The organism is Fictibacillus phosphorivorans (genome assembly GCF_001629705.1).
Lineage (GTDB): Bacteria > Bacillota > Bacilli > Bacillales > Fictibacillaceae > Fictibacillus > Fictibacillus phosphorivorans_A.
Window position 1 is genome coordinate 1729580 of sequence record NZ_CP015378.1, and the last position, 22158, is coordinate 1751737.

A 22158-nucleotide genomic window follows, 5' to 3' on the forward strand; every position below is an offset into this window, starting at 1 on the left:
TAAAAAGACTGTACCAAATAAAGATACATCGTATCGTATTTGGTCAGTCTTTTTTTGTGTGTAATAGTAGCCCATCTCTTAAGGAATGGAGCTATACCGTCTATAGAAGTGGATCAAATATATTTACGTACTCACTCAAGCGGTTTTTATAAACGTTCTAACCTGTCCAAACCGTACATACCTTGGTTACAGGGAGGGAGTTCACGTGAAAAATAAAATTCTTCAATGGTCATTAGTTGTTCTGGTTATCACTTCAATAGCATTTTCGTTGCATAATCCATTTACAAGCACCTATATTGAGAGTTTGAAGGCTCAGAGCATAGCCGTTTCGCAAATGGAGTCTAATTCAATCTATCAACAGATAAAAGAACAAGCAAAGGAGTTAAATCGTCCTCCTAAAAATGCAGAGATTGATCCGGTCTGGAAAGCAACTCCTGGCTATAATGGCATTGTTGTTGATATGGAAGCATCCTTTAAAGCGATGAAGAAAGCGAATAAATTCGATCATAATAAACTTTTTATTAAGCAAATAAATCCAAGTGTTCATCTTGAAGACCTTCCTGCGTCACCTATCTATAGAGGGAACCCCGAAAAACCTATGGTTACACTTTTAGTTAACGTAGCGTGGGGAAATGAGTACCTTCCTGGCATGCTTCAGACGATGAAAAAGAATAATGTGAAATCCACCTATTTTTTAGATGGATCATGGGTTAAGAAGAATCCGTCACTGGCTAAAATGATCGCAGAAGAAAAACATGAGATCGGTAATCACGCTTACTCACATCCAGATCTCAAGAAGATGACCAATTCAAGAATTACCGAGGAACTCAAACAAACGAATGAAGTGATACATGCTACCCTGGATATACAGCCAAAATGGTTTGCTCCCCCAAGTGGCAGCTTTCGGAACGATGTTGTACAAATCGCTTCGGAGATGGATATGAAAACGATCCTTTGGACGGTTGATACGATCGATTGGAGAAAACCTAATCCTGATGAAATGGTAAACAGAGTTCTCAGTAAAGTACATCCTGGAGCGATGATCTTAATGCATCCAACAGAATCATCTTCTGCAGGTCTTGATAAACTAATTAAAGGAATTAAAGAAAAAGGATATAGCATCGGAACGGTATCTGACTTGATGGATGAAACGAGATTAGTGCCTAAAACCATCAAGTAAAGTTGTGTACCTGTTATGATAATGGTATATTGTTCCTATGATTATTGTGGAACAACTGACAGCTAGGGGGAAACAAGTTTGATTAAAAGATATACATGCTCAAACGGCGTGAGAATCGTTTTGGAAAACATTCCGACAGTGCGCTCTGTAGCGATCGGAGTATGGATCGGCACAGGCTCAAGATTTGAAAACACAAAAAACAACGGAATTTCGCATTTTCTAGAGCACATGTTCTTTAAAGGAACGAAGACGAGAACCGCACGAGAAATTGCCGAATCTTTTGATAGCATAGGTGGACAAGTGAATGCTTTCACTTCTAAAGAATACACGTGTTATTATGCAAAAGTACTAGATACCCATTCACCATATGCACTAGAAGTACTAGCGGATATGTTTTTTAACTCTACCTTCGATGAAGGAGAGTTATCAAAAGAAAAGAATGTTGTCTTAGAAGAAATTAAAATGTACGAAGATACACCTGATGATATCGTACATGATATGTTAAGTCGTGCTAGTTTCAAAAATCACGAACTCGGCTTTCCGATTTTAGGTACAGAAGAAACGTTGAATACATTTACGGGTCATACACTTCGAGATTATATGGATACTCATTATGTGCCCGAAGAAGTAGTCATTTCTGTCGCAGGAAACGTTGATGAATCGTTTATCAAGGAAGTTGAGAAATGGTTCGGTGACTATAAAACAAGTGGAGTTATCAAGCCGGAAGTTCAAACTCCCGTATTCTATCCTGAAAAGCTTTCCCGTAAAAAGGAAACAGAACAAGCACATCTTTGCCTCGGTTTTCCTGGACTCTCTTTAAAAGATAAACGCAGCTACAGTTTGATCATTCTAAATAATATTTTCGGATCAAGCATGTCTAGCCGTATGTTTCAAGAAGTAAGAGAGCAAAAAGGATTAGCTTATTCTGTTTTCTCTTATCATTCAGCGTTTCAGGATAATGGAATCTTTACGATTTATGGAGGAACGGCTCCCCATCAATTAGATGAATTGTACAATACGATTTTAAATATTGTAGATGATTTAAAAGAGAACGGAATCACAGACAAAGAATTAAAGAACTCTAAAGAACAGATAAAAGGAAACTTGATGCTGAGTCTTGAAAGCACGAACAGCAGGATGAGCCGCAACGGAAAACACGAGCTAATCTTAGGCTACCACCGTACTCTTGATGATATGGTGGAATCGATCGATAACGTTTCAAAAGACGATGTAGACACGTTGGTTCAGTCTATCTTTAGTGAAGGATGTTCAGCTTCTCTAGTGAGTCCGTCCGGAGATCTTCCAAAAGGACTTCAATAGCATATCTACTATACAAAGAAACCCGGAGTGGATCCGGGTTTCTTTTCGTTTTTAGGTATCTTTTTCAAAAATGGGCTTAGCGTTTTCAGAATGCCCCAAACATAGGAGTTGCTCATGAATATAATGGTGTTGATTGAAAGCTTATGATCGTGTTTATTAACGTATAGCGTTTTAAAAATAGGAGTTATACCGTTGTGCAGAATGTCTTTCTGTAACCAGATAGGCGGGGTGTTCATATGATGGTGAACGTGGATAGCAATCCCCTGCAAGAAAAGGAACAACGGAGAAAGGGGAGAAAGAATGTTAACGGATTTGCATATCGCGGTTTTTGGCGGCGATGCGAGACAGTTAGAAGTTATTCGGAAACTAACAGAACTGGATGCGATACTTACTCTTATTGGTTATGACCAACTTGATCATGGATTCACAGGAGCTTCAAAGATGGATATAGATGAAGTAGACTTTTCAAAGTTAGACAGCATCATTCTGCCTGTAAGTGGAACTGGACTGCAGGGGGAGATCGATACGATTTTCTCTAATAAAAAAATGATTCTTACAGAAGACCATCTTAAAAAGACAAAAAACCACTGCCAAGTATTTTCAGGTATAAGCAATTCTTATTTAGATGCTATCACAAAAAACAGCAATAGAAAGCTAACGAAATTATTTGAAAGAGATGACGTTGCGATCTATAACAGCATCCCTACTGTGGAAGGAACGATCATGATGGTCATCCAGCACACAGATATCACCATCCATCAATCCAATACAGTTGTTCTAGGGTTCGGGCGTGTAGGAATGAGTGTAGCAAGAACATTCCAATCTTTAGGAGCGCGTGTGAAAGTGGGAGCGAGAAAATCTGAGCATATGGCAAGAATCTCTGAGATGGGCATGATTCCTTTTCATTTAGATGATTTAAAGAATGAAGTCTATGAAACAGATGTTTGCATTAATACGATTCCCACACAGATTGTTAATGCTGATGTGATCTCAAAGTTTCCTTCACATACATTAGTTGTTGATCTTGCTTCAAAACCTGGAGGAACTGATTTTAGGTATGCAGAAAAACGCGGGATCAAAGCTCTTCTTGCACCAGGCTTGCCAGGAATTGTTGCTCCTAAAACAGCGGGTAAGATTGTTGCAAATGTACTTTCGCAGCTCTTAATCAATGAATTTAAGCGGAAGGGGTAATGAAGATGGATTTTAAAGGTAAACATATCGGGTTTGGCTTAACAGGATCTCATTGTACGTACGATGCCGTGTTTCCACAGATTCAAAAGCTCGTTGAGTTAGGAGCGAACGTTTCTCCATTTTTTACACATACCGTAGGACACACGACTACTCGTTTTGGAGTAGAAGGGGAATGGGTGGAAAAGATTAAAGAGATTACTGGAAACGAACCAGTAGATTCCATCGTAAAGGCTGAGCCATTCGGACCGAAAACACCACTTGATTGTATGGTCATTGCACCATTGACAGGAAATTCAATAAGCAAATTCGCTAATGCGATGACAGATTCTCCTGTATTAATGGGTGCAAAAGCAACACTTCGCAATCAAAAACCAGTCGTTCTCGGTATATCTACGAACGATGGTCTAGGATTGAACGGTGTAAACATCATGAGATTGATGGCAACTAAGAATATCTATTTCATACCATTCAGCCAAGACGATCCAGTCAAAAAGCAAAATTCATTAGTCGCTCATATGGATACTCTCATTGAAACGATCGAGCTCGCGATTCAAGGGATACAGCTCCAGCCTGTTCTTAGGGTAAGAGATTTAGGATAATCGATGAAACAACAGAAGAAAATCCGTTCATAACACCAAAGTTTATGATAAAATATGATAAATTATATGGATTAACTAGGAGAAACTAAATCTTTGAGTTTCTCCTTCTGTTGTAGATTGCTTACCTTAAACAATAAAGGAGTTAATAAAGTATGAGTCAAAAATCATTTCATGTAGCTGTAGTAGGAGCGACTGGCGCGGTAGGCCAGCAGATGTTAAATACGTTAAGTGAAAAAAACTTTCCAATAAAAAAGTTATCTCTTCTTGCAAGTAAAAGATCAGCAGGACAGGTCATCACATTTAATGGAGAACCTCATACGATTCAAGAAGCAACTCCTGAAGCTTTTGAAGGTGTTGATCTAGCATTGTTCTCTGCTGGTGGTTCTGTATCCAAAGCTCTTGCACACGAAGCGGTGAAGAGAGGTGCGATCGTTGTAGACAACACGAGCGCATTCAGAATGGATCCGAACGTACCACTCGTTGTACCTGAAGTAAATGAAGAAGACCTATTAAAACATAATGGGATCATCGCGAATCCGAACTGTTCAACGATTCAGATGGTCGTTGCTCTTCAGCCTCTTCATGAAAAGTTCGGCCTCAAAAAAGTAATCGTATCTACTTATCAGGCTGTATCAGGTGCTGGAGCTAAAGCTGTTGAAGAACTAAAAGAACAATCAAGAGCAATTTTGAACGATGAACCTTTTGAAGCTTCTATCATGCCTTGTGCCTCAGACAAGAAACACTATCAGATCGCTTTTAACGCAGTTCCACAAATTGATAAATTTGAAGAGAACGGATATACGTTTGAAGAGCTTAAGATGATGAACGAAACAAAGAAAATCATGCATTTAGAGAATTTGGAGATTGCTGCAACTTGCGTGCGCTTACCGGTTGAGACTGGACATTCAGAATCTTTATATGCAGAGTTTGAGAATGGTAACCCTTCCGTTCAAGAAATAAGAGAACTACTTAAAACAGCCCCTGGCATCACACTTCAGGATCAACCTGAAGAACAGATCTATCCTATGCCAGCAATAGCTGCAGGACTGCCTGACGTATTTGTTGGTAGAATACGTAAAGACTTAGACCGCGATAACGCATATCACATGTGGGTCGTGTCAGATAACTTACTTAAAGGTGCTGCATATAACTCCGTACAAATCGCAGAGAGCTTAATTAAATTAAATCTGCTTTAAATATATAAAGAAGGTGCATTCATGAAGATAATCGTTCAAAAATTTGGGGGAACTTCTTTAAAAGATGATACAGGCCGCATTGAGGCGATTCGTCATATAAAAAACGCGGTAGAAGAAGGTTATAAAGTCGTTTGTGTCGTTTCAGCGATGGGACGTTTGGGTGATCCGTATGCGACAGACACTTTATTAAGCCTTTTAGGAGATAAAAACAAGATTTCGAATCGAGAACAAGATCTTTTGTTGTCTTGCGGCGAAATTATTTCATCGGTCGTATTTTCTGGGTTGTTAAATGAAAATGGTCTTTCATCTGTAGCTTTAACAGGACCTCAAGCAGGATTCAGAACTAATGATGACTTTTCGAACGCGCGAATTATCGATATGAAAGTCGATCGCATCAAGTCGGAACTTGAAAACAATCAAGTAGTAGTCGTTGCAGGTTATCAAGGACAATCAAAATCTGGGGATATCGCAACACTCGGAAGAGGCGGAAGTGATACGAGTGCTTCAGCCTTAGGTGCTGCTTTAGAAGCTGAATTTATTGATATCTTTACAGATGTAGAAGGAGTCATGACTGCTGACCCTAGACTTGTTAAAGATGCAAGACCTTTATCTGTCGTAACCTATGCAGAGATCTGCAACATGGCGTATCAAGGTGCCAAGGTCATTCATCCACGTGCTGTAGAGATCGCTATGCAAGCGAAGATTCCGTTACGCATCCGTTCAACGTATTCTGATCTTCCAGGAACGCTTGTTACATCAGCTGTAAAAGGTCCTCTTGGTAAAGATGTTCAAGAATCAATCATTACGGGTATTGCACATGTTTCTAACATTACCCAAATTAAAGTGTATGCGAACGATGGTCAGTATGATCTTCACACAAAAGTGTTCAAAGCGATGGCACAAGAACAAATATCAGTAGACTTTATTAACATTAGTCCAAAAGGTGTCGTCTATACGATCATGGAAGATAAGACAGATTTGGCATTAGCAAAATTAAAGGATCTAGGATACGAACCTGAAGTGAACCGAGATTGTGCCAAAGTATCAGCAGTTGGAGCTGGTATCGCAGGAACGCCGGGAGTTACAGCAGCTATCGTAGAATCTCTGTCCAGCAGAAACATACAAATCTTACAATCTGCAGACTCGCATACTACGATTTGGGTTCTTGTAAAGAAAGCAGATCTTATTGAATCAGTAAATGCTCTTCATTCCGCTTTTCGTTTGAATGAGGAAGGAATATCTGCAAACTTACAAGAAATCGTACAGCAGCAGTTTAATGAGTATTGAGGAGTGAAGGAAATGGATTTCGGAAGTATTAGCACCGCGATGGTAACACCTTTTGACAGCAAAGGAAACATTGACTTTGGCAGAACGACAAAATTGGTTAACCATCTGATCAATAATGGAACAGATAGTCTAGTCGTAGCAGGGACTACAGGAGAATCTGCCACATTAACGACAGAAGAAAAAGTAGCCCTTTTTAAACACGTTGTAAAAGTGGTAGATAAAAGAGTTCCTGTGATCGCTGGAACGGGAAGCAACAATACGAAAGCTTCCATCGATCTTTCAAAAAAGGCTGAAGAAATCGGTGTGGATGCGATTATGATCGTAGCGCCCTATTATAATAAACCGAGTCAAGAAGGGATCATCGCCCATTATAAAGCGATCGCAAGTGCTGTAAGCCTTCCGATCATGGCTTATAATATCCCGGGAAGATCAGTGATCTCATTCTCTGTTGATACAGTGCTTCGACTAGCTGAAGTGCCAAACATCGTGGCGTTGAAAGATGCTGGTGGGAATTTAGATACGATGAGTGAAGTGATTGAAAATACACCTGAGGATTTTGTTGTTTACAGCGGAGACGACGGATTAACCCTTCCATCTCTAGCGATAGGAAGTGCAGGAATCGTTTCAGTGGCTTCACATGTGATCGGAAACGAGATGCAAGAGATGATCAAGGCGTTTAGAGACGGTGAGAATAGAGAAGCTGCGCGTATTCATCGAAAGTTGCTTCCGGTTATGCAAGAGCTTTTTAAAGCGCCGAGTCCCGCTCCGGTTAAGACAGCCCTACAAGTAAAAGGACTGGATGTTGGCGGCGTTAGATTGCCGTTACTGCCTTTAAATCAATCTGAAAGAGAAGCTCTCTCTAACAGATTAAATAGCTTATAAAAAGTAGTAAAGAAGGGCTTCGCATGCGAAGCTCTTTTTTCTTATGTACTCATCAGCGATCAATATAAACAAGCCCCCGTCGTACATAGACAGGAGCTTTTTTAATAGGTGAGCGTATTAGTGTTGTCGCGTTTTGTCGAAGATTGTTTAATAAATTTTATCCGTGAAATTATTGACTCTATACGTGAATATATTTTGATTTACCGTGAAAATAAAATGGATTACCGTGAAATTATTAAACGTTGCGATTTCTACAAACAAAAACTTTCACTTAAACTAGATCGAATTGAAGTCGCATCATCTTTTTATAAACAAAAAGGCTTTGATTCAATCAAGAAACATTGAATCAAAGCCTCAATTTTATTCAATTATGATATTTCCGACTCAGTTTTATGTCTCTTCCTATCCTCATATTGGGGCAGTCCAGACTCAGTCAACAGTCAAGAAAGTGTTCTCTGCCTTCAATCATCTTACTTTTGACTTCGACACTCCCATTGTAGCAAAAAAGGTGAGACTACGAAGGCGCTTTGCAAAGGGGGGGATGTAAATAGACTAAGACCAGAGTTCAAAAACAATTAGGAAACACTTTAACCTTATTTTTATTTGTACTTTGCTCAGTCTTGTTTTGTATTCCTCTCATAGAGTATAATGTTTTTAAGTGACGTGATCGGGATTCATTTTTTTTACATACAACATAGGAGGAATATACACATTGTCAAAACAAAATAGAGATAAAATTAAAGTTTTTGCCCTGGGCGGAGTCGGTGAGATCGGCAAAAACATGTATGTCGTGGACACAGGTGAAGAAATCTTTGTCATGGACTCAGGTCTGATGTTTCCTCAAGAGGAAATGCTTGGAATCGATATCGTCATACCAGATGTGACTTACTTGAAGGAAAACCTAGAGCGTGTGACTGGAATCTTCTTAACACATGCCCATGAAGATCATATCGGCGGACTTCCATATGTTTTAAGACAGGTACCTGTGCCTGTATATGGAACTCGTTTAACGTTAGGACTTGTAGAAGCAAAACTAAAAGAAGCGGGACTATTGCGTTCCACAGAATTAAATTTGATCGAAACGAACCAAAAGCTATCATTTAACAGTGCGAAGGTAAGCTTCTTCCACGTAAATCACAGTATTCCAGATGCAGTAGGAATTGCAATTCACACGTCACAGGGAATTATTGCAAATACTGGTGATTTTAAGATCGATCATACACCAATCGATGGACAGCATACTGAATTTGGAAAAATTTCAGCATTGGCTGAAGAAGGTGTACTGTGTTTGCTATCAGATAGTACGAACGCAGAACGACCAGGCTCTACAGGTCCAGAAGCACAAGTTGGACAAGAGATCCTTGATGTTTTCCAAGCGGCAAAAGGAAGAATTATCATAGCTTCTTTTGCTTCAAATGTACACCGTGTTCAGCAAGTTATGAACGCTGCTGCAAAAACAAACAGAAAAGTAGCTGTTAACGGAAGAAGTATGGTGAAAGTTGTTGATATCGCTTCACAACTTGGGTACTTGACGATCGAAAAAGATCTATTAGTAACGATCGATCAAGCAAACGATTACAGTGATGAAAAAGTAGTCATCTTAACAACAGGTAGCCAAGGTGAATCGATGGCAGCGTTGTCTAGAATGGCACAAAAATCACACAAACAGATCGCTCTTCGTCCTTCAGATACAGTCGTAATTGCCGCTACCCCGATACCTGGCAATGAAACTTCAGTTGCGAAGATGGTTGATAAACTGATGCGTACAGGGGCAGATGTTATCTTTGGTCAGAAAAAGGTCCACGTATCCGGACATGGTAGTGCTGAAGAACTTAAGTTCATGCTTAGTATGATGAAACCGAAATACTTCATGCCAGTTCATGGTGAATATAAGATGCAAAAAGCGCATCAAAAATTGGCGATCGAAGTTGGAGTTGAAAAAGACAACATCTTTATCGTGGATAAAGGTGAAGTGGTAGAGTTCGCTAACGGATTCGCTCAAAAAACAGGTAAAGTACCTTCAGGAAACGTATTAGTAGATGGTCTTGGAGTAGGAGATATTGGAAACATCGTACTTCGTGATCGTAAACTATTATCTCAAGATGGAATTTTAGTGGTCGTTGTTACGATCAGTAAAGATTCTCATAAGCTGATTTCAGGTCCTGAGATCATATCAAGAGGCTTTGTGTACGTTCGTGAAAGTGAAGCTCTTCTTCAAGAAGCAAATACAAAAGTTCGTGACGTACTTGAAAAGTGCATGAACGAAAATATGAAAGAATGGTCTAGTCTTAAGTCAAACGTTAGAGATACATTAAGTCAGTATCTGTTCGAAAAAACGAAGAGAAGACCAATGATCATGCCGATCATTATGGAAATTTAACCCGCTGATACAGCGGGTTTTTTATTTTTTTCTCATATGAATGGAAATTACGCCCATACTAAGAAGAACCTAACTTAGAAGGGGTATGAATTATGGATCAGACACCAGAAACAGAAGCACCGCAAACAGATGCACCTAAGAAGGATGAAAGCTCAGGTCTTATACAGAAGATACAGTCGTTAGGACAAACGAACGTACCTACAATGGAAGGCTCGAGTATACATTGTTTGACGATCGTGGGCCAGATCGAAGGGCACATGCAGCTACCTCCTAACAACAAAGCAACAAAATATGAACACTTGATTCCTCAATTAGTAGCCATTGAACAGAATCATAAGATTGAAGGACTGCTTGTCATTCTGAATACAGTAGGTGGAGATGTGGAGGCTGGCCTTGCGATCTCTGAGATGATCGCATCCCTCTCAAAGCCAAGTGTTTCTCTCGTATTAGGAGGAGGACATTCTATAGGAGTACCAATAGCGGTCAGCGCTGATTATTCGTTCATCGCACCAACGGCTACTATGACCATCCATCCCGTTCGACTGACAGGTCTGGTCATTGGAGTTCCACAAACATTTGAGTATTTAGACAAGATGCAGGACCGGGTGATTTCTTTTGTTACGAGCCATTCTGAGATCACGGAAGAGCGATTTAAAGAATTGATGTTTTCTAAAGGGAACTTGACTCGTGATATAGGTACCAATGTGATTGGAACGGATGCCGTAAGTGATGGACTCATAAACGAAGTAGGCGGAGTAGGTCAAGCGCTCAAAAAGTTAAACGAACTGATCGAAGTGAACAAAAAAGAAGAAGATAAAGGATTAACACAATGATCTGGTACACGATGCAGCCTTTCGAATTGATGTTTCCGGAAGAAGGAAACGAACAATCCCTGCAGAATGTAATACTTTATAATAACGTTCCTGTTCTCGTCGAACGTATCGGCGACGAAACTAAGATCGTTCAGATCATGAGCACAGACCCTTCTCATTTTTTACTTGAAGACTGTCAACCTGGAATGGTGCTGCGAAACTTTTAAAAAAGTCATCTAAGAATTATGCTATACTAGTACAAAGCAGCCTTCTGATTTGCAGGGCTGCTTTTCTTTCTATTTTTGTTCATACATACATAATTGAGGCAAGCTAGCGAGGTGAAAAAAATGGCAAAAAACAAGAAAAAGAAAGCGAAGAATAAAGGCAGGTGGAAAGAGCAGCTGACGTATGAGATAGCAGGGCTCGCCATATTGGCGTTGTCCTCTTTAGCACTTGCTAAGATGGGCAACGTAGGAATGGCTTTTGTTCATCTTCTCCGTTTCTTTAGTGGAGAATGGTATGGCATACTTTTGCTCGGTTGTATCTTATTATCCTTTTATTTGATCTGGAAAAGAAGCTGGCCGGTTCTCATATCCAAAAAATTAACAGGTGTTTATATCCTTTTCTTTTCATTTTTAGTATTGAGCCACTTAACGTTGTTCGAACATTTAACAAACGGTGGAGAATGGAAAGATGCGTCGGTCATAAGAAACACTTGGGATCTATACTGGATGCAGCTTCAAGGGGAAACCTCAACGAATGATATTGGTGGAGGACTTGTAGGAGCTATTGGCTTTGCTCTTTTTTACTTTTTATTTGGTGCAGGAGGAACAAAGCTTGTCATTTTCTTTCTCATAATAGGGAGCCTTCTGTTGATCTCAGGTAAATCTTTGTCCGTTCTTCTACAGAAACTTGTTGATACATCCAGTTCAGCATCTTCAAAAATGAAAGAGTACATACAAGAAAAGAAGACTTCACTTTCTGAAGAAAGAATGAAAAAAGTAAAAGAAAAGAAAAATTTAAAACCTGCAACGATTGATGAAGAAGAGACGGAAGAGATCCTCATCTCTGAAGAACCTGTTATCGAAGATTTTACGAAAAGAGTTCAACAAACAGAGAGCGGCGTTCAGTTGAAATTTGCGCCTCAGATGTACGGTGAGAATGAAGAAAAAGAAGAGCAAAGAGATGGCAGGGAAGTAGAGAACGAATCTACAACGCCTTCACCATTGCCGGTTAACTTTGGTGATGAAGTCATACAGAATGAGCATTATCAGCTTCCGACCATGAAACATCTTAGAACACCTCAAAACAGCGGACAGCATAAAGACAAGCAATACGCTGCAAGTAAAAGTAACGCGAAAAAACTTGAAAAAACGTTTGAGAGTTTTGGAGTAAAAGCAAAGGTACTTAAAGTCCACCTTGGACCTGCAGTAACGAAATACGAGGTGTACCCGGATGTTGGTGTTAAGGTAAGTAAGATCGTAAACCTGTCAGATGACTTGGCTCTTGCTCTAGCCGCAAAAGATATTCGTATCGAAGCTCCGATACCAGGTAAATCAGCTGTTGGGATCGAGGTTCCAAATCAAGAGATCTCGATGGTAACATTAAGAGAAGTTCTTGAAGCACCACAGTTTTCGGGTCAGCAATCACCTCTCGCGATCGGTCTTGGCAGAGATATCTCAGGTGAACCGATTATCGCAGATCTTTCTAAGATGCCTCACTTACTTGTTGCAGGAGCGACCGGGAGCGGTAAGAGTGTGTGTGTAAACGGCATTATTACAAGCATTCTGATGAGGGCTAAACCACATGAAGTGAAAATGATGATGATTGATCCGAAGATGGTAGAATTAAATATGTATAATGGGATACCTCATCTCCTTGCACCAGTCGTTACTGAACCAAAGAAGGCAGCTCAAGCTTTAAAGCGGGTAGTCTCTGAGATGGAACGCAGGTATGAGCTATTCTCTCATAGTGGTACACGAAACATTGAAGGATACAATGAATCAATTCGAAAACAAAACGCTAAAGGGGATGCAAAACAGCCATTCTTACCTTATATCGTCGTTATTGTTGATGAACTTGCTGATTTGATGATGGTTGCATCGGGTGATGTTGAGGACGCGATCACTCGTCTAGCCCAGATGGCTCGTGCAGCTGGAATACACTTGATTATTGCAACTCAGCGGCCATCAGTTGATGTCATAACGGGTGTTATTAAAGCGAACATCCCGTCTAGAATCGCGTTCAGTGTGTCCTCGCAAACCGACTCTAGAACGATACTAGATATGGGAGGGGCTGAAAAACTTTTAGGAAGAGGAGATATGTTGTTCTTCCCTTCAGGAGCTTCAAAGCCTGTTCGTGTTCAAGGTGCCTTTTTATCAGATGTAGAAGTAGAAACGATCGTAGAACACTGTGTGTCACAGCAAAGAGCACAATACCAAGCAGAGATGATTCCTACAGAAGAAGCAGAACCTGCTGTCATGGAGTCTGAAGATGACTTGTTTACAGATGCTGTCAGACTGGTCGTCGATATGCAGACAGCTTCTGTTTCCATGCTTCAAAGAAGGTTTCGCATCGGTTATTCAAGAGCCGCAAGATTGATCGATTCGATGGAATCAAAAGGAATAGTAGGTCCATATGAAGGATCTAAACCGCGAGAAGTGTTAATCTCCGCGATGCCGGACGAAAAAGAAGCTTCTAGTTCATAAGTCTTAGGAAAACGAGCTCATACGGGCTCGTTTTCCTCTGTCATTGGAAATTAATTCAAATAATGTAAAATGCAAAGAATACCTATTAAAAATTTGTAAAAATAGTATTTATTTATAGAAATAAAAATGGTATAGTAATGTCGATTCTACTAATAATTTGTCATACGTCGAACAACTTAGTTAAGGTGGTTTTGTAATGTCAATAAAGGCTGACCATCGCTTGTTATATATAAAAGTGATTGAAAAGTTAAAAAAAGATATTGAAGAAGGTATTTATAAAGAGGGAGAAAAGCTTCCTTCTGAGTTTGAGTTATCAAAACAGCTTGGTATCTCTAGAGCTACATTGCGTGAAGCGCTTCGTATTTTAGAAGATGAAAACGTACTCATTCGTAAACATGGTGTTGGGACTTTTGTAAGAACTCGTGCTTTGTTCTCATCGGGCATTGAAGAACTCTACAGTGTGACCGATATGATAGAAAGAGGCGGTAAGAGAGCTGGTACTATTTTCCTAACATCGCAGATGACAGATGTCACAGAAGAACTACTTAGTAAGTTTAATGATTCATTACCAGAAGGACTCATGATGATGGAGCGGGTACGTACGGCAGATGGTGAACCAGTTGTTTTTTGTAAAGACCATATGCCAGCGCACCTTTTCCCTGCAAAAGGATTGCACGATTATGAATCATTCTTAGAGATGCTGGAAAAGGAAACGGGTAGACGAGTTATGTATGCGGTAACAAACATCGAACCGATCGGATATCACGACAGAGTTTCTGAAATATTGGAAAGCGATGAACGCGTTCCACTCCTCATCTTAAAACAAATGCATTACGATCAATTTGATGAACCTGTACTCTATTCTTGCAACTATTTTAGATCTGATAAGTTTATGTTCTCTGTTTTAAGAAAGCGCTTATAATTAAAGTCTTTTTTAGGGGGTGATCGGTACTTTATTTTGCAGCATTGGTTTTAGTCATTAAAATGAAAACACTTACAGGGGGAAAATGACTTGAAAAAGAAATTAGGATTAATGGTAACTGCAATGTTAACGGCCGGTACGATTCTTGCCGGATGTGGATCTTCTGATGACGGGAAGTCTTCTGGCGGAGGAGAGAAAAAAGACTTTAAAGTAGCGATGGTAACAGACACTGGCGGTGTAGACGATAAGTCTTTCAACCAGTCAGCATGGGAAGGTCTGACTAAGTTTGGAAAAGATAATAGTTTAGAAGAAAGCAAAGGGTACAAATACTTGCAATCTACTGCACAAAGTGATTACAAGCCGAACTTAAACTCACTGATTCGTCAAAAGTACGATGTAGTATTTGGAATTGGGTTCTTAATGGGAACTGACGTAGAAACAGTAGCGAAGCAACAGCCTGATGCAAAACTTGCAATCGTTGATATGGTTGTTAAAGGTGATAACGTAGCGAACATTACGTTCTCTGAGCATGAAGGTTCATTCTTAGTAGGTCTAGTAGCTGGTATGCAATCTAAAACGAACAAAGTAGGATTCGTTGGTGGTGTTAACAGTGAACTGATCAAGAAGTTTGAAAACGGGTTTAAAGCTGGAGTATTAACAGCGAACCCTAAAGCTGAAGTAATGGTTCAATATGCAGAAGACTTCAACAAAGCTGAAAAAGGACAACAGATCGCGAACACGTTCTATCAACAAGGAGCTGACGTAATCTATCATGCTGCTGGTGGAACAGGTATGGGTGTGTTCACTGAAGCTAAGAACCGTAAGAAGAACGGCGAGAATGTTTGGGTAATCGGAGTAGACCGTGACCAACATGAAGAAGGAATGCCTGAGAACGTAACACTTACTTCAATGGTAAAACGTGTAGACCAAGCGGTATACGAAGTTTCTGAGCAAGCGATGAACGGTAAGTTCCCAGGTGGGAAAATTGTAGAGTTCGGTCTTAAAGAAGATGGAGTAGGTATCGCTCCAACTCAAGAGAACGTTGAAGAGAAGTCACTTCAATCTGTTGAAGATTTCAAAAAGAAAATCATCGCTGGCGAAGTGAAAGTTCCTAAGACAGACGCTGAATTTGAAGAGTTCAAGAAGAGCTTAAAATAATTCAAGTGAAATGAATAACAGGCCAGGACTTGGCATAAGCCAAGTCCTTCCTTATGCAATAAGGGGGGAGCAAGAATATGGAATATGTAATCGATATGCGCAATATCCGAAAAGAATTCCCTGGAATCGTCGCGAATGATAACATCACGCTTCAAGTTAAAAAAGGGGAGATTCATGCATTACTAGGAGAAAATGGTGCAGGTAAATCAACGTTAATGAACGTGTTGTTCGGTCTTTATGAGCCTGAACAAGGGGAGATCTTCGTAAAAGGAAATAAAGTGGTGAACAATGATCCGAATATTGCCAACTCGCTTGGTATTGGGATGGTTCATCAGCACTTTATGCTCGTTGATAAGTTTACTGTTACCGAAAATATCATTCTTGGAAAAGAGCCTACAAAAGGTGGGAAAGTTGATCTTCAGACAGCGGCTAAAGAAGTACAAGCTCTTTCAGATCAATATGGACTTCGTGTAGATCCTAATGCAAAGATAGAAGATATCTCAGTTGGTATGCAGCAACGTGTAGAAATTTTGAAAACGCTTTATAGAGGAGCGGATATTCTCATTTTTGATGAGCCGACAGCCGTTTTAACTCCTCAAGAAATCGTAGAACTCATTCAGATTATGAAAAAGCTTGTTAGTGAAGGAAAGTCTATCATCCTCATCACTCATAAATTAAAAGAGATCATGGAAGTCTGTGATCGCTGTACGGTAATACGAAGAGGTAGAGGCGTTGGTACGGTAGATGTTAGCGATTCTAACCCTGATTCACTAGCGGCGATGATGGTTGGCCGTGAAGTAAACTTTAAAGTTGAAAAAATAGATGCGGATCCTAAAGAAGCTGTATTGAAGATCAAAGATCTTGTCGTTCATGATAGCAGAAAAGTACCTGCGGTAAACGGCTTGAACTTGACTGTTCATGCTGGAGAGATCGTTGGAATCGCAGGAGTTGACGGAAACGGTCAATCTGAACTATTAGAGGCGATCACGGGTCTTCATAAAGTACACGAAGGATCGATACATCTGCGAGATAAAGAGATTACGAATAAGTCTCCTAGAAGTGTAACAGAGAACGGTTTGAGCCATATACCGCAAGATAGACATAAACACGGACTTGTATTGGATTTTTCAGTAGGAGAGAACATGGTTCTTCAAACCTATTATCAAAAGCCATATTCTAAATCTGGCATCTTGAGCTTTAAGCCGATTTTTGATAAAGCTAAAAAGTTGATCGAGGAGTACGATGTTCGTACACCAGATGCCTATACACCAGCACGTGCACTATCTGGTGGAAATCAGCAAAAAGCGATCATCGCTAGAGAAGTGGACAGAGATCCCGACTTTTTGATCGCAGCTCAGCCAACTCGAGGTCTAGATGTTGGAGCGATTGAGTTCATCCACTCTAAACTGATCGAGCAAAGAGATAATGGTAAGGCTGTACTGCTCGTTTCTTTTGAGTTGGATGAGATCATAAACGTTAGTGACCGAATCGCAGTCATGTATGAAGGAAAGATCGTTGCGATCGTAAACCCAAAAGAAACAACAGAACAAGAACTGGGTCTATTGATGGCTGGAGGAAAGAGAGGTACCGTTCATGCAGAATAATACAAACAAAATGAAATTTTTAGTGCCTCTTATCTCCGTATTTTTAGGACTGCTTATCGGCGGCATTATCATGCTGATCAGCGGATATCCACCGATTGAAGCATATGCTGCTCTATTCGAAGGGATTTTTGGTGGATCCTATTATATGGGTGAAACGATCAGACAGATGTCACCTCTTATTCTTTCAGGTTTGGCTGTAGCATTTGCTTTTAGAACAGGTTTATTTAATATCGGTGTCGAAGGACAGCTTTTAGTCGGTTGGCTAGCAGCTGTTTATGTGGGGATTTTTGTTGATGCCCCGGCGATCATTCATATTCCTCTAGCCATTCTAGCAGCTGGAGTCGCTGGTGCACTATGGGGCTCTGTTCCTGGTATCTTAAAAGCACGTTTCAAAGTTCACGAAGTAATTACGACGATCATGATGAACTATATCGCACTTTATAGTACGAATGAAATTATCCGTAATTTCATGCTTGCACCAGGTGAGCGAACAGAGAATGTAAAAGAATCAGCTTCTCTTGCTTCACCGTTTTTGCAAGAGCTTACAGACAATTCTACGCTTCACTATGGAATTATCGTAGCAATCGTTGCAGCAGTAATCATGTGGTTCTTATTATGGAGAACAACACTGGGTTATGAGCTTCGTGCTGTAGGGTTCAACCAGCATGCATCTCAGTACGCTGGAATCAACGTTTCAAAAAACATCGTCCTTTCTATGGCGATCTCAGGAGCATTTGCAGGGATTGCAGGAAGTATGGAAGGTCTAGGTACGTATCAATATATGACGATCAATGCCGGATTTACCGGAGTAGGATTTGATGGGATCGCTGTTGCACTTCTAGGTGCTAACAGTGCGATCGGTGTTATTTTAGGTGCTGCATTGTTTGGCGGACTAAAGATTGGTGCACTGAATATGCAAGCTATGGCTGGAGTTCCGACAGAACTTGTTGGAATCGTTATTGCTTTAATCATCTTCTTTGTTGCGTGCAGCTATCTTGTTCATTGGTTGATGAACCGTGTGAACAGAGGAGGTAAGATCTGATGAGTTTTATGGATATTCTAGCACTAATCATACCTGCTGCTATCGTTTCAGCCGCTCCCTTAATCTTTACTGCTCTAGGTGGAGTCTTTAGTGAACGTTCAGGAGTTGTAAATATCGGATTAGAAGGCTTAATGCTATTTGGTGCTTTTACAGGGGCCGTAACGATCTATTACGGCGAACAGTTTGGATTAGCTGGTGCAGCTCCATGGGTAAGTTTTGTGGTTGCAATGATCGTTGGAGCACTATTTGCTTCTATTCATGCTGTTGCGAGTATCTCACTGAAAGCAGATCAAGTTGTTAGTGGTGTAGCGATCAACTTTTTGGCTGCTGGACTCGCGATCTTCTTAACGAAGAAAATCTTTAATGCGGGACAAACACCTGTCATCTCACAGCGTATTTCTAAAAGTGATATACCGTTTCTGTCAGATATTCCGGTGATCGGAAAACTATTCTTCTCAAATGCCTATCTGACTTCTTATCTAGCCGTATTCGTTGCTTTAATCGTGTGGTATGTTCTATACAAAACCCCATTTGGTCTTCGCCTTCGGTCAGTAGGTGAACATCCAATGGCTGCAGATACGATGGGAATCAACGTTAAAAAGATGCGTTATGTGGGCGTTTTATTGAGTGGTGCTCTAGCTGGTCTAGGTGGAGCTGTCTATGTGGCTTCTATTTCAGGGAACTTCACGCACTCTACGATCACAGGACAAGGTTTCATGGCTCTAGCTGCGATGATCTTCGGTAAATGGCATCCACTTGGCGCTTTAGGAGCTGCCCTTTTCTTTGGTCTAGCACAAGCGATCAGTATCTCTGGAGCACAGATTCCAGGTCTGCAAGATATCCCGAAAGTATTCTTGCTTATCGCACCATACGTTCTTACGATACTAGCTTTAGCAGGGCTTGTAGGACGTGCGGATGCTCCGAAAGCTCTAGGAACACCTTATGAAAAAGGAAAAAGATAAAAAATAGATACTTCTGACGATATCTCCTTAGATTATATTGGAATTGCTAATTTATCTATTTTATTATCTTCTATGAACAGTTGTTGAATGTAGTGGAAGGTGTGAGACTTAAAAGTGAGAACGCACAAATGTGGCTCACCGCCTGCACTGCAGAAAGCGAGCATCTTGAACAAAGATCAACTGCTTTTAAAAACATCTTTGAATATCATATAATAAAAAAGTCTGCCAGAAGGCGGACTTTTTTTGTTTTATAAGGAGGAATGTCATGTCAGGTATCGAAAATGGGTAAACTAGAACGTAGACATAATGAAAGGGGTACTTATCCAATGGGAATTGTTAATCATAAAACGACCGATCTCCACGGAATGACTGTACATACGATAGAAACGAAAAAGTATAAGACCACATCGTTTATACTACAGGTTAAAGAACCAATCAATGAAAAGAACGTTACAAAGCGAGCGCTGCTTGCTTATGTGTTACAGAGTGGTACAAAGGATTTTCCTTCTTCAAAAGAGCTGAGAAGTGCTTTGGACGACCTTTATGGAGCTACATTAAATGCTGATCTTTCCAAAAAAGGCGAGAATCAAGTGATCAGTATTCGAATGGAAGTAGCAAATGAGAAATTTTTATCCAATTCAGAACCTGTTCTTGATAAAGCTTTCCATCTTTTATCACAAGTTCTCTTAGCCCCAGCACTTGAAGGGGACGTGTTTAAAGAGGGAATCGTAAAAAAAGAGAAACGCAGTCTGAAACAACAGATCGAATCCATCTATGATGATAAGATGCGTTATGCAAACAAACGACTTTTAGAAGAGATGTACGACTCAGAGCCTTACCGTTTGAATGTGTATGGAAACGGTGATGAAGTAGATTCGATCTCATCTAAAGAACTTTTTGATTATTATCAGGAAGTGATCAAAAACGATAAGATCGATCTTTATGTGATCGGAGATATCTCAACAGATGAGATGGTTGACAAGGTTAGTAAGCATTTCCGTTTTTCAAAAGATAGAAAAGAAGATGAGACTAAAGCAGTGAATGCTGCAGATGAAAAAAGGATCTCAGAAGTTAAGGAAATCTTTGAAGAGCAGGATGTGCAACAAGGAAAGCTACACATGGGTTACCGCACGTATACCACTTATGCAGATGATGATTATTTCGCACTACAAGTGTTTAACGGCATTTTTGGCGGATTTTCTCACTCTAAATTGTTCATGAACGTTCGTGAAAAAGAAAGTTTGGCTTATTATGCAGCTTCTCGATTCGAGAGCCATAAAGGTGCAGTATTTGTCATGAGTGGAATTGAGACTGCCAATTATGAGAAGGCTGTAAAAATTATTAAAGAACAGCATGAAGAAATGAAGAACGGGAATATCACAGACTCTGAATTCGAACAGACGAAGGCGATGATCAATAACCAAGTGTTAGAGACGATCGACCACCCGATCGGTCTATCAGAAGTGCTGTATCACAATGTTGTTGCCGGAACAAATCGTTCCATTGAAGAATGGATGGAAGGCATAAAAAAAGTAACAAAAGATGATGTGGTTGCCGTAGCTAAAAAAGTAACACTTGATACCATTTTCTTCTTGAAGGGAGCTGGCACGAATGGGAATGAAAACGTTTGATCAATTAGACGAAACGCTGCATTATGATGAACTGCCGAACGGATTAAAGGTATATGTTCTTGAAAAGAAAGGCTTCAATAAGACGTATGCTACGTTTACGACGCATTATGGGTCAGTGGATAATCACTTTAAACCATTAGGGAAAGATGAAAATGTAAAAGTTCCTGATGGGATCGCACATTTTCTGGAGCACAAACTTTTTGAAAAAGAGCATGGAGACGTCTTTCAAGATTTTAGTAAACAAGGGGCGTCTGCTAACGCATTCACGACATTTAACAGAACCGCTTACCTGTTTTCAACAACGGGCGATGTGAAAAAGAACTTGACGACTTTGATCGACTTCGTACAAGAACCATATTTTACAGAAAAGACAGTCGAGAAGGAAAAAGGAATCATCGGTCAAGAGATCAGAATGTACGATGACAACCCAGATTGGCGCGTTTATTTTGGCCTGATCGAAAATATGTATCACCATCATCCAGTAAAGATCGATATCGCTGGAACTGAAAAATCCATCGCTAAGATCACAAAAGATGATCTGTATGAATGTTATGAAACGTTTTATCACCCTAGCAACATGATCCTCTTTATTGTGGGTCCGGTAGATGCTAAAGATATATTAAATTTCGTAAAAGATAATCAATCACAAAAAACGTTTAAAGAAAAAGAACACATCGAACGTTTCTTTGATGAAGAGCCAAAAACGGTTGCAAAAACAAAGAAAGTGATCGAGATGACCGTGCAGACTCCTAAGTGTTATATGGGTTATAAAGAAGCTACCCCTAATCGCAAAGGAAAAGAGTTAATGAAACATGAACTCAGTGTAAATCTTCTTTTGGAGATGATGTTCGGAAAAAGCTCTCCGAATTATGAAACGTTGTATGAAGAAGGATTGATCGATCAGACGTTCTCTTTTGATTACACCGAAGAGAATGGATTTGGATTCAGCATGCTCGGAGGAGATACTGGATCTCCAGATGAATTTGTTGAAAGAATCTCTGGGATGGTTGAAGCCTTTAAACAACAGTCGATCGATGAAGGTTCATTTGATCGGGCTCGTAAAAAGAAGATCGGTGCTTTTTTAAGATCATTGAACTCACCGGAGTTTATTGCAAATCAGTTCACTCGTTATGCGTTTAATGAAATGGACCTCTTTGATGTGATTCCGGTTTTCGAATCACTTACGGTGCGCGATGTTGAGGAAGTCTTACAGAATCACTTTAAAAAAGAAGCGATGACCGTTTGCCAAGTGCAAAAAAAGAAGTCATAATAAATGAAAAAAAC

At 40.1% G+C, this 22158-nt stretch carries 19 protein-coding genes; all 19 read left to right on the forward strand.

Translation table 11 applies throughout. From position 1 onward, the window contains the following. Positions 1-205: 205 nt before the first annotated feature. Entirely contained in the window at positions 206-1180 is a 975-nt protein-coding gene (locus ABE65_RS08880; protein ID WP_066393779.1) for a polysaccharide deacetylase family protein, read from the forward strand. A gap of 78 nt (positions 1181-1258) precedes the next feature. Beyond that, positions 1259-2500 carry a M16 family metallopeptidase gene (locus ABE65_RS08885; protein WP_066393780.1) on the forward strand — a complete coding sequence of 414 codons (1242 nt, stop codon included), beginning with the start codon at positions 1259-1261 and terminating at the stop codon, positions 2498-2500. A gap of 300 nt (positions 2501-2800) precedes the next feature. Further along, entirely contained in the window at positions 2801-3691 is an 891-nt protein-coding gene (gene dpaA, locus ABE65_RS08895; RefSeq protein ID WP_066393784.1) for a dipicolinic acid synthetase subunit A, read from the forward strand. Between the two features lie 5 nt (positions 3692-3696). Then, the gene (gene dpaB / locus ABE65_RS08900) at positions 3697-4290 is read left to right on the forward strand and encodes a dipicolinate synthase subunit B (RefSeq protein WP_066393786.1); all 594 of its coding nucleotides are present in this window, start codon (positions 3697-3699) and stop codon (positions 4288-4290) included. Positions 4291-4442: 152 nt separating this feature from the next. Further along, complete coding sequence (gene asd, locus ABE65_RS08905) at positions 4443-5486, forward strand: aspartate-semialdehyde dehydrogenase (protein WP_066393788.1); 1044 nt, start codon at positions 4443-4445, stop codon at positions 5484-5486. Between the two features lie 21 nt (positions 5487-5507). Beyond that, positions 5508-6773, forward strand: coding sequence for an aspartate kinase (gene dapG, locus ABE65_RS08910; RefSeq protein WP_066393789.1), 1266 nt, complete (start codon positions 5508-5510; stop codon positions 6771-6773). A gap of 12 nt (positions 6774-6785) precedes the next feature. Next, complete coding sequence (dapA, locus tag ABE65_RS08915) at positions 6786-7655, forward strand: 4-hydroxy-tetrahydrodipicolinate synthase (RefSeq protein ID WP_066393791.1); 870 nt, start codon at positions 6786-6788, stop codon at positions 7653-7655. 108 nt (positions 7656-7763) lie between these two features. Next, positions 7764-8000, forward strand: a complete 237-nt coding sequence (locus tag ABE65_RS08920) for a hypothetical protein (RefSeq protein ID WP_156499147.1) — start codon at positions 7764-7766, stop codon at positions 7998-8000. 367 nt (positions 8001-8367) lie between these two features. Next, the gene (locus ABE65_RS08925) at positions 8368-10035 is read left to right on the forward strand and encodes a ribonuclease J (protein WP_066393797.1); all 1668 of its coding nucleotides are present in this window, start codon (positions 8368-8370) and stop codon (positions 10033-10035) included. Positions 10036-10127: 92 nt separating this feature from the next. Further along, on the forward strand, positions 10128-10868 hold the full coding sequence (locus ABE65_RS08930) for a ClpP family protease (protein WP_066393800.1): 741 nt from the start codon (positions 10128-10130) through the stop codon (positions 10866-10868). Beyond that, positions 10865-11074 carry a YlzJ-like family protein gene (locus ABE65_RS08935; protein WP_066393801.1) on the forward strand — a complete coding sequence of 70 codons (210 nt, stop codon included), beginning with the start codon at positions 10865-10867 and terminating at the stop codon, positions 11072-11074. Before ABE65_RS08930 ends, ABE65_RS08935 begins: the two co-directional genes overlap by 4 nt. Before the next feature lie 120 nt (positions 11075-11194). Further along, on the forward strand, positions 11195-13555 hold the full coding sequence (locus ABE65_RS08940; protein WP_066393802.1) for a DNA translocase FtsK: 2361 nt from the start codon (positions 11195-11197) through the stop codon (positions 13553-13555). A gap of 196 nt (positions 13556-13751) precedes the next feature. After that, positions 13752-14477: a GntR family transcriptional regulator gene (locus ABE65_RS08945; RefSeq protein WP_066393804.1), complete on the forward strand. Its 726-nt coding sequence runs from the start codon at positions 13752-13754 to the stop codon at positions 14475-14477. A 90-nt stretch (positions 14478-14567) separates the two neighbouring features. Then, a complete protein-coding gene (locus tag ABE65_RS08950; protein WP_066393806.1) occupies positions 14568-15635 on the forward strand; it encodes a BMP family lipoprotein in 1068 nt (355 codons plus the stop codon). A gap of 77 nt (positions 15636-15712) precedes the next feature. Further along, complete coding sequence (locus ABE65_RS08955; protein ID WP_066393808.1) at positions 15713-17239, forward strand: ABC transporter ATP-binding protein; 1527 nt, start codon at positions 15713-15715, stop codon at positions 17237-17239. Then, positions 17229-18281: an ABC transporter permease gene (locus tag ABE65_RS08960; RefSeq protein WP_066393810.1), complete on the forward strand. Its 1053-nt coding sequence runs from the start codon at positions 17229-17231 to the stop codon at positions 18279-18281. The genes ABE65_RS08955 and ABE65_RS08960 overlap by 11 nt, the downstream gene beginning before the upstream one ends. After that, entirely contained in the window at positions 18281-19243 is a 963-nt protein-coding gene (locus ABE65_RS08965) for an ABC transporter permease (protein ID WP_066393813.1), read from the forward strand. Before ABE65_RS08960 ends, ABE65_RS08965 begins: the two co-directional genes overlap by 1 nt. A 332-nt stretch (positions 19244-19575) precedes the next feature. Further along, complete coding sequence (gene yfmF / locus ABE65_RS08970; RefSeq protein WP_066399962.1) at positions 19576-20874, forward strand: EF-P 5-aminopentanol modification-associated protein YfmF; 1299 nt, start codon at positions 19576-19578, stop codon at positions 20872-20874. Continuing rightward, positions 20855-22144, forward strand: a complete 1290-nt coding sequence (gene yfmH / locus ABE65_RS08975; RefSeq protein WP_066393815.1) for an EF-P 5-aminopentanol modification-associated protein YfmH — start codon at positions 20855-20857, stop codon at positions 22142-22144. The genes yfmF and yfmH overlap by 20 nt, the downstream gene beginning before the upstream one ends. Positions 22145-22158 lie beyond the last annotated feature (14 nt).

Coding starts and splice junctions, on each gene's coding strand:
- ABE65_RS08955 (WP_066393808.1), top strand. CDS start 15,713: ATGGAATATGTAATCGATATGCGCAATATCCGAAAAGAATTCCCTGGA.
- ABE65_RS08945 (WP_066393804.1), top strand. CDS start 13,752: ATGTCAATAAAGGCTGACCATCGCTTGTTATATATAAAAGTGATTGAA.
- dpaB (WP_066393786.1), top strand. CDS start 3,697: ATGGATTTTAAAGGTAAACATATCGGGTTTGGCTTAACAGGATCTCAT.
- ABE65_RS08965 (WP_066393813.1), top strand. CDS start 18,281: ATGAGTTTTATGGATATTCTAGCACTAATCATACCTGCTGCTATCGTT.
- dapA (WP_066393791.1), top strand. CDS start 6,786: ATGGATTTCGGAAGTATTAGCACCGCGATGGTAACACCTTTTGACAGC.
- ABE65_RS08935 (WP_066393801.1), top strand. CDS start 10,865: ATGATCTGGTACACGATGCAGCCTTTCGAATTGATGTTTCCGGAAGAA.
- dapG (WP_066393789.1), top strand. CDS start 5,508: ATGAAGATAATCGTTCAAAAATTTGGGGGAACTTCTTTAAAAGATGAT.
- dpaA (WP_066393784.1), top strand. CDS start 2,801: ATGTTAACGGATTTGCATATCGCGGTTTTTGGCGGCGATGCGAGACAG.
- yfmH (WP_066393815.1), top strand. CDS start 20,855: ATGGGAATGAAAACGTTTGATCAATTAGACGAAACGCTGCATTATGAT.
- ABE65_RS08960 (WP_066393810.1), top strand. CDS start 17,229: ATGCAGAATAATACAAACAAAATGAAATTTTTAGTGCCTCTTATCTCC.
- ABE65_RS08930 (WP_066393800.1), top strand. CDS start 10,128: ATGGATCAGACACCAGAAACAGAAGCACCGCAAACAGATGCACCTAAG.
- asd (WP_066393788.1), top strand. CDS start 4,443: ATGAGTCAAAAATCATTTCATGTAGCTGTAGTAGGAGCGACTGGCGCG.
- ABE65_RS08940 (WP_066393802.1), top strand. CDS start 11,195: ATGGCAAAAAACAAGAAAAAGAAAGCGAAGAATAAAGGCAGGTGGAAA.